11 protein-coding genes are annotated in these 14,879 nt (G+C 65.0%); 5 read left to right on the forward strand and 6 right to left on the reverse strand.

Annotated elements, in window-relative coordinates:
* Positions 1 to 158 precede the first annotated feature (158 nt).
* The 4 genes from EGK76_RS02930 to EGK76_RS02945 form a co-directional block, all read right to left on the reverse strand.
* On the reverse strand, positions 159 to 512 hold the full coding sequence (locus tag EGK76_RS02930) for a hypothetical protein (RefSeq protein WP_123831593.1): 354 nt from the start codon (positions 510 to 512) through the stop codon (positions 159 to 161).
* Positions 513 to 644: 132 nt separating this feature from the next.
* Entirely contained in the window at positions 645 to 953 is a 309-nt protein-coding gene (locus tag EGK76_RS02935) for a hypothetical protein (protein ID WP_123831594.1), read from the reverse strand.
* Positions 950 to 1,270 carry a hypothetical protein gene (locus EGK76_RS02940; protein WP_123831595.1) on the reverse strand — a complete coding sequence of 107 codons (321 nt, stop codon included), beginning with the start codon at positions 1,268 to 1,270 and terminating at the stop codon, positions 950 to 952. Before EGK76_RS02940 ends, EGK76_RS02935 begins: the two co-directional genes overlap by 4 nt.
* Before the next feature lie 1,022 nt (positions 1,271 to 2,292).
* Positions 2,293 to 3,564, reverse strand: a complete 1,272-nt coding sequence (locus tag EGK76_RS02945) for a tyrosine-type recombinase/integrase (protein ID WP_158613436.1) — start codon at positions 3,562 to 3,564, stop codon at positions 2,293 to 2,295.
* A gap of 466 nt (positions 3,565 to 4,030) precedes the next feature.
* Here EGK76_RS02945 and EGK76_RS02950 point away from each other — a divergent pair, with 466 nt between their 5' ends.
* The 3 genes from EGK76_RS02950 (at position 4,031) to cysC (ending at position 8,329) form a co-directional block, all read left to right on the forward strand.
* Positions 4,031 to 5,299, forward strand: a complete 1,269-nt coding sequence (locus EGK76_RS02950) for a cation:proton antiporter (protein WP_123831597.1) — start codon at positions 4,031 to 4,033, stop codon at positions 5,297 to 5,299.
* A gap of 292 nt (positions 5,300 to 5,591) precedes the next feature.
* On the forward strand, positions 5,592 to 6,497 hold the full coding sequence (cysD, locus tag EGK76_RS02955; protein ID WP_096300639.1) for a sulfate adenylyltransferase subunit CysD: 906 nt from the start codon (positions 5,592 to 5,594) through the stop codon (positions 6,495 to 6,497).
* The gene (cysC, locus tag EGK76_RS02960) at positions 6,497 to 8,329 is read left to right on the forward strand and encodes an adenylyl-sulfate kinase (protein ID WP_123831598.1); all 1,833 of its coding nucleotides are present in this window, start codon (positions 6,497 to 6,499) and stop codon (positions 8,327 to 8,329) included. The genes cysD and cysC overlap by 1 nt, the downstream gene beginning before the upstream one ends.
* Positions 8,330 to 8,387: 58 nt before the next feature.
* Here the strand turns inward: cysC and EGK76_RS02965 are convergent, their stop codons facing one another.
* Positions 8,388 to 9,908, reverse strand: a complete 1,521-nt coding sequence (locus EGK76_RS02965) for a M20 family metallopeptidase (protein ID WP_123831599.1) — start codon at positions 9,906 to 9,908, stop codon at positions 8,388 to 8,390.
* A 209-nt stretch (positions 9,909 to 10,117) separates the two neighbouring features.
* Here EGK76_RS02965 and EGK76_RS02970 point away from each other — a divergent pair, with 209 nt between their 5' ends.
* Both EGK76_RS02970 and EGK76_RS02975 read left to right on the forward strand, forming a co-directional pair.
* Positions 10,118 to 10,483: a ComEA family DNA-binding protein gene (locus tag EGK76_RS02970; RefSeq protein WP_096299317.1), complete on the forward strand. Its 366-nt coding sequence runs from the start codon at positions 10,118 to 10,120 to the stop codon at positions 10,481 to 10,483.
* Between the two features lie 277 nt (positions 10,484 to 10,760).
* Positions 10,761 to 11,363 (forward strand): HutD family protein, encoded by a 603-nt coding sequence (locus EGK76_RS02975; RefSeq protein ID WP_123831600.1) that lies wholly within the window; start codon positions 10,761 to 10,763, stop codon positions 11,361 to 11,363.
* Positions 11,364 to 12,080: 717 nt separating this feature from the next.
* Here EGK76_RS02975 and EGK76_RS02980 read toward each other — a convergent pair.
* Entirely contained in the window at positions 12,081 to 14,483 is a 2,403-nt protein-coding gene (locus EGK76_RS02980) for a TonB-dependent receptor (RefSeq protein ID WP_123831601.1), read from the reverse strand.
* Positions 14,484 to 14,879 lie beyond the last annotated feature (396 nt).

A 14,879-nucleotide genomic window follows, 5' to 3' on the forward strand; every position in this document is an offset into this window, starting at 1 on the left:
TCTTCCCCAAGGCCTCCTCAGGGACTGCCGGGGATCAGGGACGGTGGTGCGCCCCCTCTCCCGTGCATATCCGCTATTTGAGCGTTGGCAGATGCCGACCCGGAGCGATGCCCCTATGGGTGCCTCGGGATCGCCTTAGGGCTCGACGGTGAGGGCTTCTAGCGCGCCTTTCGCTGACGAAGCTGTTCGGCCTGCAGCTGTGCATAGGGGAGCGCCGAGGTTGTCAGCTGGTGGAGCTCCATTTCCAGTCCGCGGCGCAGATAGTCCGGCACGCTCCCGCCGTCGAGCTTGTTGCGCACCTTGTCGATGCGGCGCTGTACCTGGCCGGTGATGTCGTCGGGCGCGGTGTTCCCCGTACGGCTGTTGTCGAGTTCGTGGCGTGGGTCTTCCTTGCCACTGTGACCGCGTGCCATTGAGGCGGATAGCAGCTGGTCGAATGCCGCGGCTGAAGTCGTCGGGGTCGCGATGATGGTGCTCTGTGCGTTCTGCAGGCGGTTGCGGTCGTAAGTCATGCTCTGTTCTCTCTGGATTGATGGTTAAGGGCGACAGCCGTGATTCCCGCGCAAATAGCGCCCCTCCACCCCTGCCCGGTAGGTCGGGAAGGGGCGGGGCTTGGACGGGTCTCTAGGTGCGGTGGTAAGGACTCAGCGAGGTAGCAGCAGGTGCCAGAGGCGCTGCAACTCTTCATTGACCTCTTCCGGCCGATGCGTGTCGAGCACCCGAGCGATGTCATCGAGGTACTGGACAGTCGAACAGTAGGGGCGAGCCTCGCCAGCCTTGCGGACAGGCCTGAGAAGGCTTTCAGCTTCCCGGGCGACCACTTCGAAGGGGATCTCCCGGCCAGCTTTTGCCGCCATTGCGGAGCGGATTGTCCTCAGGGCTTCGACTGTGGCGATGAGACGAGCGGTCTCGTGGGGTTTGCCGTCGACCGCGCCGGCACCTGTGGTGCTCATGCGGTCACCTTCGAGGCCTTCGAAGTCTTCGTGACCCTTGGGGCGGGGGGCTCTTCGTCCAAGTAGACATCGCCTGTGGTCGACCATACGGCGTGCCGCTTGATATGCCGGGTCAGGGTGACGGGTGTCAGTTGCTGATACCAGAGATCCAGCCCGCCCACTGCAGTGAAGCTGCTGGCGCGGTGAGCGACCGGGCCGGTCTCGGTTTCGTCGACGACGATCACGAAGGGAGCGCCGCCGGTCGAGCGCTCGGCGTTTCGGCTGATGACCTCATCGTCAAAGGTGATGAGCTTTCGGGTTCCTGCTGGGAGGCGCATGAGGGTTCCTTGGGGGTGCCTGAGGGGCTCCCCGGGTTGATGGGCAAAAGGGACAGGCAGGGCGTCGCGGCACATCTGCCGATGCGGGTGGCGGTGGCAGTTGTGCTGGGGTGCGCCCTAATCGGAAACGTGCGGACTTCCGTGGACTGGCTGGGTATTCCAAAATCGGAAAAACCGATACGCCCGCTCGCGAGAGGAATCGCGGGGAAAAGGCGTTCACTGCTGAGACGGCCGGTGCGGGTGGCTGTGGCCGTTGTTGCTCTTACTGGGGTGCGCCCTAATCGGACGAGCTTGGACGGCCTTGGTCTAGCTGGGGTCAGCTCCAATCGATCTGTGTCGACAATCGATCTCTCGCTGGAGTGCAGGGTGATCGGACACCCATGGACGGCTGTGGTCTAGCTGGGGGTGGCCCCTAATCGGCCGAAGCCGGTGGTCATCGTCTGGCTGGGGTGCCCCCTAATCGGATGCCCGTGGAGGGTTGTGGTCTGCCTGGGGTGGGTGCCAATCGGCACGCTCGGCACTCTTAGTGTTGGCGTGGGGAGTATTAATCCCCCTGTTCCTGGCGCTGCGAGCTCTAATGGTCATTTGAGATCAATGACTTGTGAGGATCGATAGCGATCCATGCAGCATAGCCAGCCGGATGGTGGCCTATGGGTGGCCGTTGAGTCGCCTGAGGGTCGCTGAGAGCCTAAGCAGGGGATGATCTGCAAAGGCAGGGCGCCCAGTCACGGACACGGCTTCGACGTGATGTCGTGCGGCAGGCATCCATGACGCACGGCTGGCTTTGGACGGGTCAATAGGGCGTGCGCTGTGGCCGAGTCCCGAGGTCGTCGACCACCACCGGCATGCGCGAACGCATCCGTTTGTCCGGGCGGACTCCACTCGGGGCTCTTGCTTCTGTAGGGGTGCGGGCCAATCGACCAGCGTCGACCGACAGGACAGCCGAAGAACCCCCCTACGGGGGGAATCGGCATTGCCTGATGTATTCAACCCGCCTCGAATTTTTGCGACAAAACGGCGCTTCAAGCCGCCGAGGTCGTCTTCCGCAGCGGCACCACCTTGGAGCCGCTGCCACTGATCAGCTGGTGCAGGCGCTCTAGCGCTTCCCGCTTCTCGTGTAGATAGTCGTGGCGGTCGTAGTGGCGAGCTTGTACGCCGCCGAGGCCATGGGACTGCAGTTGCGCGCGCACGTCCGAATGAACCCCTAGGTCCGCTAAGCGAGTCTCTACGGTGCGACGAATGTCGTTTAGAGAGAACGTGCCGCCGGGGAGCTCCTTAGCTTCTAGCATCGCCTCCATCACCTCTCGGCACCGCAGGTATGCCGTGGACGAAGCCATTCCAGATTTGCCAGCGGTGGCGGTGAACAGGAAATCTCCCTCGCGATGACGCCGCCCGCCGTCGGCGTTCCCGAGTTCTCCCTCAGGCATGGCGGGAAGCATCGCGACCATCGCGGAGACAGCCTCAGGAATCAGAGGAACGACATGCACGCGCGCGGAGCTTCGCCGGCCCTTCATATCGCGAATGGTGATAGTGGCCTGCTCGTCGTCGTAGTCGGCAAGCGTGAGCCGCGCCATCTGGTCAAGCCTCTGGCCTCCCGATAAGAGGTGAAAGCGGAGGCAGGCGCCCTCCTGATCGGGCATGTCGCGGACGCGCGTCCAGTAAGCGCGGAGCTCGGCGACGCTCAGGGCTCGCTCACGGGCCTTTGAGGCGCCTTCAATGGTCCCGAGGTCGCGCGCGGGGTTCGTTCGAATGCGTAGGGAGCGAAGGGCAGGGGTTGCGCTTGCAGTCGTTCTGGCCCGCATTCCGGCGTTGTAGGCAGCTTGCAGGTAGGAGCGTACCTTCGCCGCCTCGCGCAGCTTCCCGTTGTCGGTGAGGCGGGTCAGGATTGGCATTAGATCGTCGGTGGTCACATCGTCCGCCGGGGTTTGCCAAAGGAGCGGCCAAGCCTCACAGACATGGCGCCGCAGAGCGGCCCGCACTGCTGATGCGCTCGCACGCTTGCGTGATTCCAAGGCGTCCGCATAGGCGTCCAGAAGTGCCCCGAGGGTTGCCCCGGCGCGCGCCTTCGCGTCGCTTTCCGCCCGGGCCACGGCCTCGCGCTCCCGGCGCGCCTCGCGTTCTTCAGTCTCCAGCACGGCCCGCAAGTCACGCGCCCCGGCGCGATAGCGCGCTGATAGCTCGTTGGCACGGACGCGCGCACCTTCCAGTGACAGCGGTCCACCCGTGCCGTCCCATTCCCCAAGGGGGTAGGGATCGCGCGCGCCATCGGGCGTGGTGTAGCGGAAATAGAACATGACGCTACCGCTAGCGCGTTTCCTGGCAGAGAGGGCGCCGGCTCCGCGCGGGGCCTTGTCGGAAATCTCTCCCCCGAGGCGCAGCGCCCTCAGTCCCCGAACTGTGATCTGCGGCATTCCTGAAGTCCCCATCTGGTGGCCGTGGGGATGCTAGCACGGCGGTGGCCGTTCGGTGGCCGTTCGTGCGCGGCTCGGGGTGGACGGTGCTGGACGATCTCAGACGACAATGTCTTGTATAATCAGTGGCTTATATATATGTCGCGGACGTTTCCGGAAAGTGCAGGAATCAGAATCGAGGGATTGAAAATCCCCGTGTCGGGGGTTCGATTCCCTCCCCGGCCACCATTGCGAGAACGTCGAAGGCCCGCGCAAGCGGGCCTTTCGCGTTGGTGGCGCCGGACTGTTTACCTGCGCCCGCCGCCGGCGCATCATCGCCGGCGCGCCGCTCCGGCGATGGAATCCTCCGATGCCCACTGCCCAGCTCTCGGTGTTCTTCTTTCTGCAGGCCGCGGTGATCCTGCTGGTCTGCCGGCTTGTCGGCCGGCTCGCCCAGCGCTTGGGGCAACCGCAGGTCGTCGGCGAAATGATCGCCGGCGTGACCCTGGGACCCTCGCTGCTCGGCTGGCTGTTTCCCGGCGTGCAGGCCGCACTGTTCCCCGCGCAGACGCTCGACACGCTGTACGTGTTCGCGCAGTTCGGCGTGGGCCTGTACATGTTCCTGGTCGGAACCGAATTCCGCAGCGATCATTTCCGTTCCCGCTTCCGGGGCGCGTTTTCGGTGTCGGTGGCGGGCATCGCGGTGCCGTTCGCGCTCGCGTTCCTGATCACGCCGTGGCTGCTGGATGTGCCGGGTCTGTTTTCCGCCACGGTCAGGCAATCCGATGCGGCCTTGTTCCTCGGCGCGGCAATCGCGATCACCGCCTTCCCGATGCTTGCCCGGATCATCCACGAGCGCGGCCTGGCCGGTAGTCCGCTCGGCACGCTCGCCCTGACTGCCGGCGCAGTGGACGACGCGGCCGCCTGGTGCATCCTCGCCGTGGTGCTGGCGAGTTTTGGCGGGAGCTGGGACAGCGCCTGGGTGGCGATCGGGGGCGGCATTGCCTATGCGGTGTTCATGCTGCTGGTCGGGCGACGCCTGCTGCGTCGCCTTGCAGACGCGGTCCGCCCGGACGCCCCCCTGAGCGCAACGATGCTCGCCGTCATGCTGATCCTGTTCTGCCTGAGCGCGTGGATGATGGACGCGATCGGCATCCACGCGGTGTTCGGTGGGTTCCTGCTTGGCGCGTGCATGCCCAAGGGCGCCTTGGTCGATCGCGTGCGCGAGACCTTGCAGCCCTTCGTGGTGGTGTTCTTCCTGCCGATGTTCTTCACCTTTTCCGGCCTGAAGACCGACCTGGGTCTGGTGATGGCGCCGCAGCTGCTGCTGGCCGCAGCCGTAATCCTCGTCGCTTCCTTTGCGGGCAAGGGCCTGGCGTGCTGGGCTGCAGCGCGGCTTGCGGGCGAGAGCCCGCGGGATGCCCAGGCAATCGGTGCGCTGATGAACGCACGTGGGTTGATGGAGTTGATCCTCATCAACATCGGCCTGCAGGCCGGCGTCATCGAGCAGGGGCTGTTCTCGATTCTGGTGCTGATGGCGATCGTCACCACGCTGATGGCAACGCCGCTGTTCAACTGGATCATGCGCCGCCGCGCAAGCGACGCGCGCCCTGTCCGGCCCGTCGACGCCTCCGGCTGAAAGCCTCCGAGCAAGTCGACGGGTCGGCAGTCGTCTCCGGCAGCCGGCGGGAGGTGGGCCCACTGATAGGGCGACACGCCGTGCGTCGTCCCTGAGCAACTACTGTGCCCATAGCCAGCCTCTCGCCGGGCAGAGGGCGAAAAAGCACTCGCGATATCCGAAGAGGTCTGTTGACTGCGTCCGTCTGCTTCAGCCGAAGATGCCGTGTTTCGTGTTTCGTGTTGGCGCGGCGTTGCCCCTCCCCTTGTCGATCAACGACAATTGGCTGCCCGTCCGGGGTGTCGGAGATGTCATGCAGACCGTTGAAAATGATCTTGCGGAGCTGGAGGCGGAGAGCATCCACATACTGCGCGAAGTCGCAATGGAAAGCCGTCGCCCGGTGATGTTGTACTCGATCGGGAAAGACAGTTCGGTACTGCTGCATCTGCTGCTGAAAGCATTCGCGCCGGCAGTTCCGGCGATTCCGCTGTTGCACATCGATACGCTCTGGAAATTTCGCGAGATGATTGCATTCCGCGACCAGCGTGCTGTCGAAACCGGTCTGGAGCTTCGCGTACATACGAATCCGGACGGCATTCGCGATGGTGTCGGGCCGCTGACTCATGGAGCGGCACTGCATACCGAAATCATGAAGACGTTGGCGCTCAAGCAGGCGCTGGAGGCCGGGCGTTACGACGCGGCGATTGGCGGGGCGAGGCGTGACGAAGAAAAGTCGCGAGCCAAGGAACGTGTTTTCTCGTTTCGGGATTCCGAGCAGCGCTGGGACCCGCGTCGGCAGCGCCCCGAGCTCTGGAATCTCTATAACGCAAAGGTCCGAGAGGACGAAAGCGTGAGGGTGTTCCCACTATCGAATTGGACCGAGCGGGACGTCTGGCGCTATATCCGACAGGAAAATATTCCGGTGGTCCCATTGTATTTCTCCGCCCCCAGGCCAGTGGTGGAGCGGGGCGGTATGTTGCTTGTGGTAGATGATGCGCGTTTCGTGCTGCAGCCAGGGGAGGAGGTCCGGGAGCGTCGGGTGCGTTTCAGAACGCTCGGGTGCTACCCCTTGACGGGCGCCGTGGAGTCGTCGGCGGAGAATGTCGATCAGATCCTTATGGAAATGGAAAGCGGGCGGCTCTCGGAACGCGCGGGCCGCGCGATCGATCATGTGGATGGTGCCGGTATGGAAGAGAAAAAGCGTGCTGGGTATTTCTGATGGTCGGTAAAACTTTGCGGATTGTCGCCTGTGGAAGCGTCGACGACGGCAAGAGCACCCTGATAGGCCGTTTGCTCTACGCGGCGGAGAATGTGCCGGATGACGAGTTGGCTGCGCTGCAGGCGGCGAGCGCAAAACACGGCACGCGCGGGTCGCAGCCTGACTACGCACTTCTACTGGATGGCCTGGCGGCCGAACGGGAGCAGGGCATCACGATCGATGTTGCGTGGAGACACCTGCGCACATCCCGCCGGCGGTTTCTCATTGCGGATTGTCCCGGGCATGTGGAATACACCCGCAATATGGCGACCGGGGCATCGACCGCGGACGCCATGATCCTGCTGGTCGATGCGGCGAAGGGACTTTCGCTGCAGACCCTTCGCCACACGGCGATCGCCTCGATTCTCGGAGTGCGGAATATCGTGTTGGCGGTGAACAAGATGGATCGGGTTGATTTCCGGCAGGATCTCTTCAGCGGGATCGTTGAGAAGTACCGGGTCCACTGTGAAGCTCTCGGCCTTGAGAATGTAACGGCGATTCCAGTGGCGGCAGCCGATGGCGACAATGTTTCGGAGTCGTCGGCTCGACTTGCCTGGTATGACGGCCCGACGGTCCTTCAAACAATCGAAGACCTGCCCGAGCCGTCACGTGCTGACGAAGTCGATTGCCTCCCGATCCAGCTCCTCAGCCGGGGCCCGGACGGAGCGCGATGGTATGCCGGGACTTGGCAAGGAAAGGAAGTAACGCGTGGTCAACGTCTCTCCGTCGCGCCTGGGGGGCGCGATGTCTCGATCGCCGGGATTCTGGATGCCGGATCAGAGGTGGAGAGCGCCAAATCAGGCAGTGCGATCAGCGTCCGGTTTGACGAGGAGATCGACGCGGGCCGCGGGGATGTGCTCGTCGCGGACAACGCGCAGGTGGAATTCAGTGATCAACTGGAAGCCGATGTACTGTGGTTCGCCGATGCTCCGCTCGTAGCCGGCAGGCGATACCTGTTCCGCAGTGCGGGCAGGACCGGCGGCGCAAGGATAGGGGAGCTGAAATCTCGCTTCGATCCCGTCACCCTGCAACCGCTCGCGGAGAAGCGCCTGGAGGCCAATGGTATCGGTCGCGTCACGCTTGCCCTGGATACGCCTTTCGCGTTCTCCGCTTACTCGAAAAGCCGGGTCCTCGGTGCGTTCATTCTTGTAGATCCGGTGTCCTTCGCGACCTTGGGTGCCGGAATGATCCGGCACGGCCTGCGTCGCGCAGACAACTTGCATTGGCAGGTGCTTGATGTCGATCGGGCCGCCCGCGCTCGAATGAAGGGGCAGCGTCCTCGATGCATCTGGTTCACCGGCTTGTCGGGCGCCGGCAAATCGACCGTGGCAAACCGGGTCGAGCGTGCCCTGCATGCTCGAGGCCTTCATACCTATCTGCTTGACGGCGACAACGTGCGGCATGGGCTCAACCGCGACCTCGGCTTCACGGAGGCTGATCGAGTGGAGAACCTTCGGCGTGTCGCCGAAGTCGCGCGGATGATGACCGACGCCGGCCTGATCGTCCTCGTCAGCTTCATCTCGCCCTATCGCGCGGAGCGCGCGGCGGCGCGCAGCCTGTTCGATCCGGGCGACTTCGTGGAAGTGTTCGTGGATGCGCCGCTCGCCGAGGCCGAGCGCCGTGATCCGAAGGGTCTGTACGCCAAGGCGCGTCGCGGTGAGCTTCCCAACTTCACCGGGGTGGATGCGCCTTATGAAGCGCCGGATACACCTGACATCAGGCTGGACGCGATGCTGCACGATCCTGATGTACTCGCAGAGCAGGTCCTCGACTACCTCGCGGCCTCTCACTGAGTTCGGTTTTTTCTGGCGACCGTGGACGGGCCGGCGCACGCGCCGGCCCGTCTGACTTTCAGCAGCAGCCGTGGGCGCCGTGTCGCGAACCACTGTCGGCGGCGACAGCGACGCCGCGGGTTTCGCCGCGCTGGCTGGCGTGGTGATGGTCGGCAATTACTTTCGCCACGCAGCTGGTGACGCGCTTGCCCATGTCGATATGCAGGAACTCGTTGGGACCATGCGCGTTGGAATGCGGTCCGAGGACCCCGGTGATCATGAACTGCGCACCGGGGAACTTCTCCCCCAGCATGCCCATGAACGGGATCGAGCCGCCTTCGCCCATGTACATCGCGGGCTTGTCGAAGAACGCCTGGCTGGCATCTTCGATGGCCCGGGTGAGCCATGGCGACATCGTCGGCGCGTTCCAGCCGGTGGCGGCCTTCTCCAGCACCAGGGTGACCGTGGCTCCGTTCGGCGGGTCTGCGAGCAGCGCCTGCTGCAACAATTCGCCAGCACGCTTCCCGTCGACGGTCGGGGGCAGTCGCAGCGACAGCTTGACCGCGGTATGCGGACGCAACACGTTGCCCGCAGACTGCAAGGGCGGCATGCCGTCGATCCCGGTGACCGACAATGCCGGCCGCCAAGTGCGGTTGAGAACGAGTTCGGACAGGTCTTCGCTGGGTTTTTCGTCGGCGTCCTGGGGAAACATCGGGCGGAGCGCGCCCGTCATCGGGAACTTGTCGTAGACCGCAACATCGAGCACGTCGGCCACGCGGCGCGCCTGTTCGAGGCGTTCGGCCGGAATCTCGGCGTGCAGTCCTTCCAGGAGGATTCGGCCGCTGCGTTCGTCCTCGATGCGCGAGAGCAACTGGCGCAGCAGTCGGAAGCTCGACGGCACGACACCCGACGCGTCGCCCGAATGCACTCCTTCGTCGAGCACCTTGACCGAAAGATTGCCGCCCGTGAGCCCGCGCAGTGAAGTGGTGCACCACAGCTGCTCGTAGTTGCCGCAACCCGAGTCCAGGCAGACGACCAGCGACGGCTTGCCGATGCGTTCGGCGAGATGGTCCACGTATGCGGGAAGGTCGTAGCTGCCCGATTCCTCGCACGCCTCGATCAGCACCACGCAGCGCGCGTGCGGCAGGCCCTGCTCGTGCAGCGCGAGGATCGCGGTGAGCGAGCCATAGATCGCATAGCCGTCGTCGGCGCCGCCGCGGCCATATAGCTTGCCGTCCCGCAGGACCGGCTTCCAGGGGCCCAGGTCGTCATCCCAGCCGGTCATTTCCGGCTGCTTGTCGAGGTGTCCGTACAGCAGCACGCAATCGTCGTCGCTGCCACCGTTCGCGGCCGGGATCTCGATGAAGATCACCGGAGTGCGGCCCTCAAGGCGCACGACTTCAAGGGACATGCCCGGAATCGCCTGCGCCCGCGCCCAGTCGGACATCAGCTCGACGGCGCGCTCCATATGCCCGTTCGCGACCCAGTCGGCGTCGAACATCGGCGACTTGTTCGGGATCCGGATGTATTCGACGAGCTGGGGGACGATGTCATCGTCCCACTTGGCGCCGACGAAGCGGTCGGCCTGGCGGGTGTCCATGGGGGAGACTCCGGTTGCGTGGGTTGTCCAATTCTAGCGCGCAGGGACTTTGTAGGATTTTTCCTACGCCACTGCGGGCAATTAGCTGGTTAGTGGCCAACCGCGCGGCGGATATCCTGTCGACCTGGTGTTGGGAAGACTGGCAGTACCGGCAAGGACGCAGCATCGCCGGTCGGGAATGGATTCCACCCAATACCAAGGAGTTAGACATGAAGTCGATTCGGGCCATGTTTGTGTCGCTGTGCCTGTCGCTGCTGCTTGCAGGCACCGCATTCGCCAACGACACCCAGAAGGTCAACATCAACACCGCCGATGCGGCAACGCTGGCGCGGGCGCTCCACAACGTAGGACAGGCGAAGGCCGAGGCCATCGTTGCTTACCGGAACGAGAACGGTCCTTTCAAGAGCGCCGAACAGCTGGCGATGGTGAAGGGGATCGGGATGAGGACGGTGGAGCAGAACGTCGATCGCATCGAAGTCGGTGCAGCTGCGGCCCGCCCGGCAGCTGCCCGACCGAAGCCCGCGGCACCTGCGGCTGCCGCCGCAGCGAACAAGGGGGCAGCGCCACTGCGCTGACTTGCCCCATCGCTGCCGCCCGCACATGGAGTGCTGGCGGCAGTCGAGGAGCAGGATGCTCCACGGGACCGGCAGGATGCCGTTACAGGGACGTAATCGTCGCCCGCCTCGCATTGGATGCGAACGCGGGCGACCCTTTGTGGGCAGATGAAAACCTGGCGGTGCATGTCCCGTGCCAGGGGCTGGAAAGCCGATCGCCATGCGTGAGCGCTTGTGCCCTGCAGACCGTGGGCAGGTGGATGGATGCTCCTTGGGCATACCGATCTAGACTGCCGGGATGAGCGCATCAGCTGACATCCAGTTTTTGCCCGCGAACGAGGCCCGGCGCGTGCGTTGGCGAAACGACCTGGGCTGGACGCGGGAAATCCACGCGGAACCGGCTTCGGATGGCGGTGGCTGGCGTTGGCGGATCTCGATCGCGGAGATCGGACAGGCTGCCGCGTTCTCGCGATTCGACGGCGCCGAGCGCGAACAGATGTTGCTGAGCGGCGATGGGCTGAGGCTGCGGTTCGATGATGGCGAGGTCGTAGACCTGGAGCCACCGTACGCACGCTTACGTTTTTCGGGAGAGCGCGGGCTGCAGGGCGAGCCCGTCGGCCCGGGTGTCAGCGCGCTCAACCTGATGTGGCGCCCCGACCTCGTCGAGGCGTCGACCTGGTTGCGCCCGCTCGTCGGCACGATGCTGGTTTTCGTAGATCCCGGAGACTGTTGGCTTGTGCACGTGCTGGCCGGGCAGGCGTGTCTGGCGAGGACCGCGCTGCCACCGCTCGAGTGCGGTGATACGTTGCTGTTGCGCGCATCCGAGCTGCGCAGCCGTTATGTGCTCGATGGTGGGGGCTCGCTGCTACTTGGGAAGTTCAGTGATGCGACACGGGCGTGATCCCTGCCGGGTTTGAAGAGCGATCAGCCGGGCTGCTCAAGGTAGTGGGCCTGGCGCCGTATCAGCGGGGGGAAAGAAAGGTGGCGTTTCCCTCGAACGTCTGAAGCCGCGGACATCCTGCGGAGATGGCCGCTCGGCCACTCGGCCCGGAATGGCTGCTGGTACGGTCGCATTCCGCGGCGCAGCCGCGCGGAGCCTCTACTCTGGGCGTCTGGGACTCTGGAACTCTGCAGCTCCGGGCCGAGCAGTGCCCGATGCTGCCTGCGGCCTACCGCGCCTGCCCGTTGCCTGAGCCGGGGAGGGCTCCCAATGGCAGCTGCCGGATGTCCGGCCACTGTTGGAGAACCAAAGCAGGAACCATCTTGGGCAGCCGGCTTGAAGTCTTCCTGGAACGGCGTAGCCCGGGCATACGTTTGGTCAACTGGCCCCAGGCCTTTTCGCGGACTGGGGGCCCGAGGCGATAGTGGCTTACGTCTTCACCAACTCGTCCAGGCACGCCCGGCCCGGGGACTGAGCGGGCTGCGGCTGCAATGTCCGCCGGGCGCCGACACCGGCACGCGGCGCCGCGCTGCCTTGACCGAGCCGATATCCGCTCGGCGATCGACCGGTCTCGCGCCGCTCCCGTTGCCTGCTGGCGGACCGTTCCGTTCCGGCCGGTGTGGAGCGGGGGCGGTACGTCGCTTCCCCCGCTCCTCCCGCCTCTGCAGGCGATTGCACTCAGAAGCGCAGGTTCACGCTCAGCCAGAGACCGCGGGCCTTGTCCTTGTTGTTGTAGTGGTCGAAATACAGGATCTCGTTGGTGCCGTCGTAGCCGGCTGTGTTGTCCAGTTCGCGGAACTGGGTGTCGTAGGTCGTGAAATCCCGGTCGAGCAGGTTGTTGATGCGGCCGTTGAGCGTGACGTGCTCGTTGAGCTTGAAGGACGCGCCCAGGTGCAGCACCTCGTAGTCGCGGTAGTAGAGGGGCTCCTGGGTGATCGTATGCAGGGCGAAGTAGCGCTTGGAGCGGGCCTCGGCAGTCAGGAACATGCTCAACCGCTCGCTGGCCTGCCAGTCGAGCGTCGCGTTGGCCATGTGCCGCGCACTGTTGCCCAGCGGAAGGCCGATCTCGCTTCCACTCTTCTGCTCGCTGTCGGTGAAGGTGTAGTTGGCGCGAAAAGCGAAGGTCTCATTGATCTGCCAGCGCCCCGCCACTTCGGCGCCCTGGATCACCACCTCGTCGAGATTGACGGTCCTGCTGCTCGAGGCATAGCCGATGTCGGCGTATTCGCCCGCGCTCGTGCAGGCGAGCGTGGTGCCCGGCCCACAGGCCTGTGACGTGATCTTGTCCTCGAACTCGTTCCGGAACAGGGTGAGGTTGAAGTTGTGGCCCGCCGGGCTCTGCCAGTACACGGCCACTTCGGTGCTGGTGCTGGTCTCGGGCTGCAGGTCGGGGTTGCCGAACAGCGGCTGGGTGCCCTGTCCGCCGAAGCCGGTCACGCCGTCGTAGAGCTGGGTGGTCTTGGGTGTCTTGAAGCCGGTGCTGACGCCGCCCTTGACCGTCCAACTCGGGCTCACCGTGTAAACGCCGTACAGGCGCGGACTGAGGTGGTTGCCGAAGACCTGGTGATCGTCCCAGCGCAGGCCGGCGGTCAGCGCGAACGGCGTGGTCACATACCACGTGTCCTCGGCGAAGACCGAGTACATGTCGTGTTCCTGCTTCATCCCGGGCGTGCCGCTCTCGATGCCGAAGATGCCGTCGGTCAGCTCGCCCCGGATCACCTGCGCGCCGACCACGGCGGTGTGGTCGCCGGCCAGCTTGAAGGGCATGTCGAGCTTGGCGTCGAGCGTGTACTGCGCACTCTCGAGCGTGCGCTTGGGGCGCGGCAGGAACGCGGATTCCGCGAGTGCGCGGCGCTCCGCCAACGGCAGGCCCGCATAGGGACCGGTGCCGTCGATCATCTCCAGCAACTGCGCGCGTTCCTCCACGGTGAACGGCATGGTGCGGCCGTCGTTGTTGGTGGCCACGTGGGCCAGTGACACGAAACTGTTGCCGAAGTCCCAACGCCCCTCGTGGGTCAGTGACCAGGCATCGCGGGTGAACTTCTGCACCGCGCCATAGCCGACGCGCGGATTGGCACGGCGCGCCCAGGTGCCGCCATTGCCGCGACAGGCGGTGGCATTGGCGCCCGTGGCGCCGAGACAGAAGTTGCCGGCACTGAAGATGCTGTTGATGTTGTCGACCGTGCCGACCGGATATTCCTCGACGCCAGCGTCGTTGATCCTGAAGGCGTTGTCGTATTCCTGGCGGGAGGTGTCGTAGTCCAGGGTCAGGCTCTGGCTTTCGGTCGGCGTCCAGACGAGGGTGAGGCCGCCGGCCTTGTTGGTGTTGTCGACGGTCTTGCCGCCACCGCCGAAGCCCAGCGGGCGGCTGTGCTCCACGCCTTCGGGATCGAGGATGGGCGCATAGGTGGGATTCGACGCATCGCGCTCGTACCAGCTGCCGCGCGCGCTGAGGTTCAGTACGCCAGGCACCAGCGGACCGGTGACGAAGGCGTCGACGGTGTTGTCGTCACCGAACTCGCTGGCCTCGAACGAACGACCGACCGTGGCCGAGCCGTGCCAGGCATCGAGTGCCTTGCGGGTGATGATGTTGATGACCCCGCCCATCGCGTCGGCACCGTAGAGCGTGGATGCGGGGCCGCGGATGACCTCGATCCGTTCGATCGCGTCCAGCGGCGGAATGTGGTTGAACTGGTTGCCACCGAAGTTGTTCGGATAGATGTCGCCGTGATTGTTCTGGCGCTTGCCGTCGATGAGGATCAGCGTGTAGTCCGACCCCATGCCGCGCATCGAGATTGAGCCCTGGCCGGTCTTGTCCCGCGTCTCGCCCACGTCGACGCCCTCGATGTCGCGCACCGCGTCGAGCAGGGTCATGTAGGGGCGGCTGGCGAGGTCTTCCTGCGTGATCACGCTGATGCTGGCCGGTGCATCGGTGAGCTTCTGCTCGAAGCCGGCGGCAGTGACGACGAGAGTGTCGAAATCGGTCGGCACAGCCTGGGCGGCCTCATCGGCAAGGACCGGCATGGACATCAGGGCGAGCAGGGCGACGGCGAGCGGACGACGGATCGGGAAACGGTTCATGGGGATCTCGGAGAGGATGTCGTGTGACGGCGGGCGACGGCTGGCCGAGGTGGAGGGGCGCGGAGCGGGATCGCTTCGCGGGTGGGGATCGATCGGATGGGCGCAGCGACGGCGACCCGACTCACGGGGCGCGCCGTCGTGCTGGGAGAGGTATCGGGGTGGGGAAGCCGGACAGTGGCTGGGGACGCAGCCGCGGTACGCGGCTCCCCTGGCGGTGCGCTGGCCTCGCCGGCGGGCATCGGTCGCGGCCGTGTGCGGATACGGTCCGACACCGGGACAGCTCGGGCGGCCGCGGGCTGGGACAGGCCGCTGGCGGGCGCCGCGGCATGCGTCCGGGGTGACGCGTGAGTGTTGGCTACGACAGATCGCGCGCCAGCCCCGTGATCCGCATGCGCT

Source organism: Luteimonas sp. 100069 (assembly GCF_003813845.1).
Classification (GTDB): Bacteria; Pseudomonadota; Gammaproteobacteria; order Xanthomonadales; family Xanthomonadaceae; genus Luteimonas; species Luteimonas chenhongjianii.

Bases quoted from the DNA above. Each gene is read 5' to 3' on its own strand.
- EGK76_RS02970 (WP_096299317.1), top strand. From the start codon at position 10,118: ATGAAGTCGATTCGGGCCATGTTTGTGTCGCTGTGCCTGTCGCTGCTG.
- cysC (WP_123831598.1), top strand. From the start codon at position 6,497: ATGGTCGGTAAAACTTTGCGGATTGTCGCCTGTGGAAGCGTCGACGAC.
- EGK76_RS02935 (WP_123831594.1), bottom strand. From the start codon at position 953: ATGAGCACCACAGGTGCCGGCGCGGTCGACGGCAAACCCCACGAGACC.
- EGK76_RS02945 (WP_158613436.1), bottom strand. From the start codon at position 3,564: ATGTTCTATTTCCGCTACACCACGCCCGATGGCGCGCGCGATCCCTAC.
- cysD (WP_096300639.1), top strand. From the start codon at position 5,592: ATGCAGACCGTTGAAAATGATCTTGCGGAGCTGGAGGCGGAGAGCATC.
- EGK76_RS02930 (WP_123831593.1), bottom strand. From the start codon at position 512: ATGACTTACGACCGCAACCGCCTGCAGAACGCACAGAGCACCATCATC.
- EGK76_RS02975 (WP_123831600.1), top strand. From the start codon at position 10,761: ATGAGCGCATCAGCTGACATCCAGTTTTTGCCCGCGAACGAGGCCCGG.
- EGK76_RS02965 (WP_123831599.1), bottom strand. From the start codon at position 9,908: ATGGACACCCGCCAGGCCGACCGCTTCGTCGGCGCCAAGTGGGACGAT.
- EGK76_RS02950 (WP_123831597.1), top strand. From the start codon at position 4,031: ATGCCCACTGCCCAGCTCTCGGTGTTCTTCTTTCTGCAGGCCGCGGTG.
- EGK76_RS02980 (WP_123831601.1), bottom strand. From the start codon at position 14,483: ATGAACCGTTTCCCGATCCGTCGTCCGCTCGCCGTCGCCCTGCTCGCC.
- EGK76_RS02940 (WP_123831595.1), bottom strand. From the start codon at position 1,270: ATGCGCCTCCCAGCAGGAACCCGAAAGCTCATCACCTTTGACGATGAG.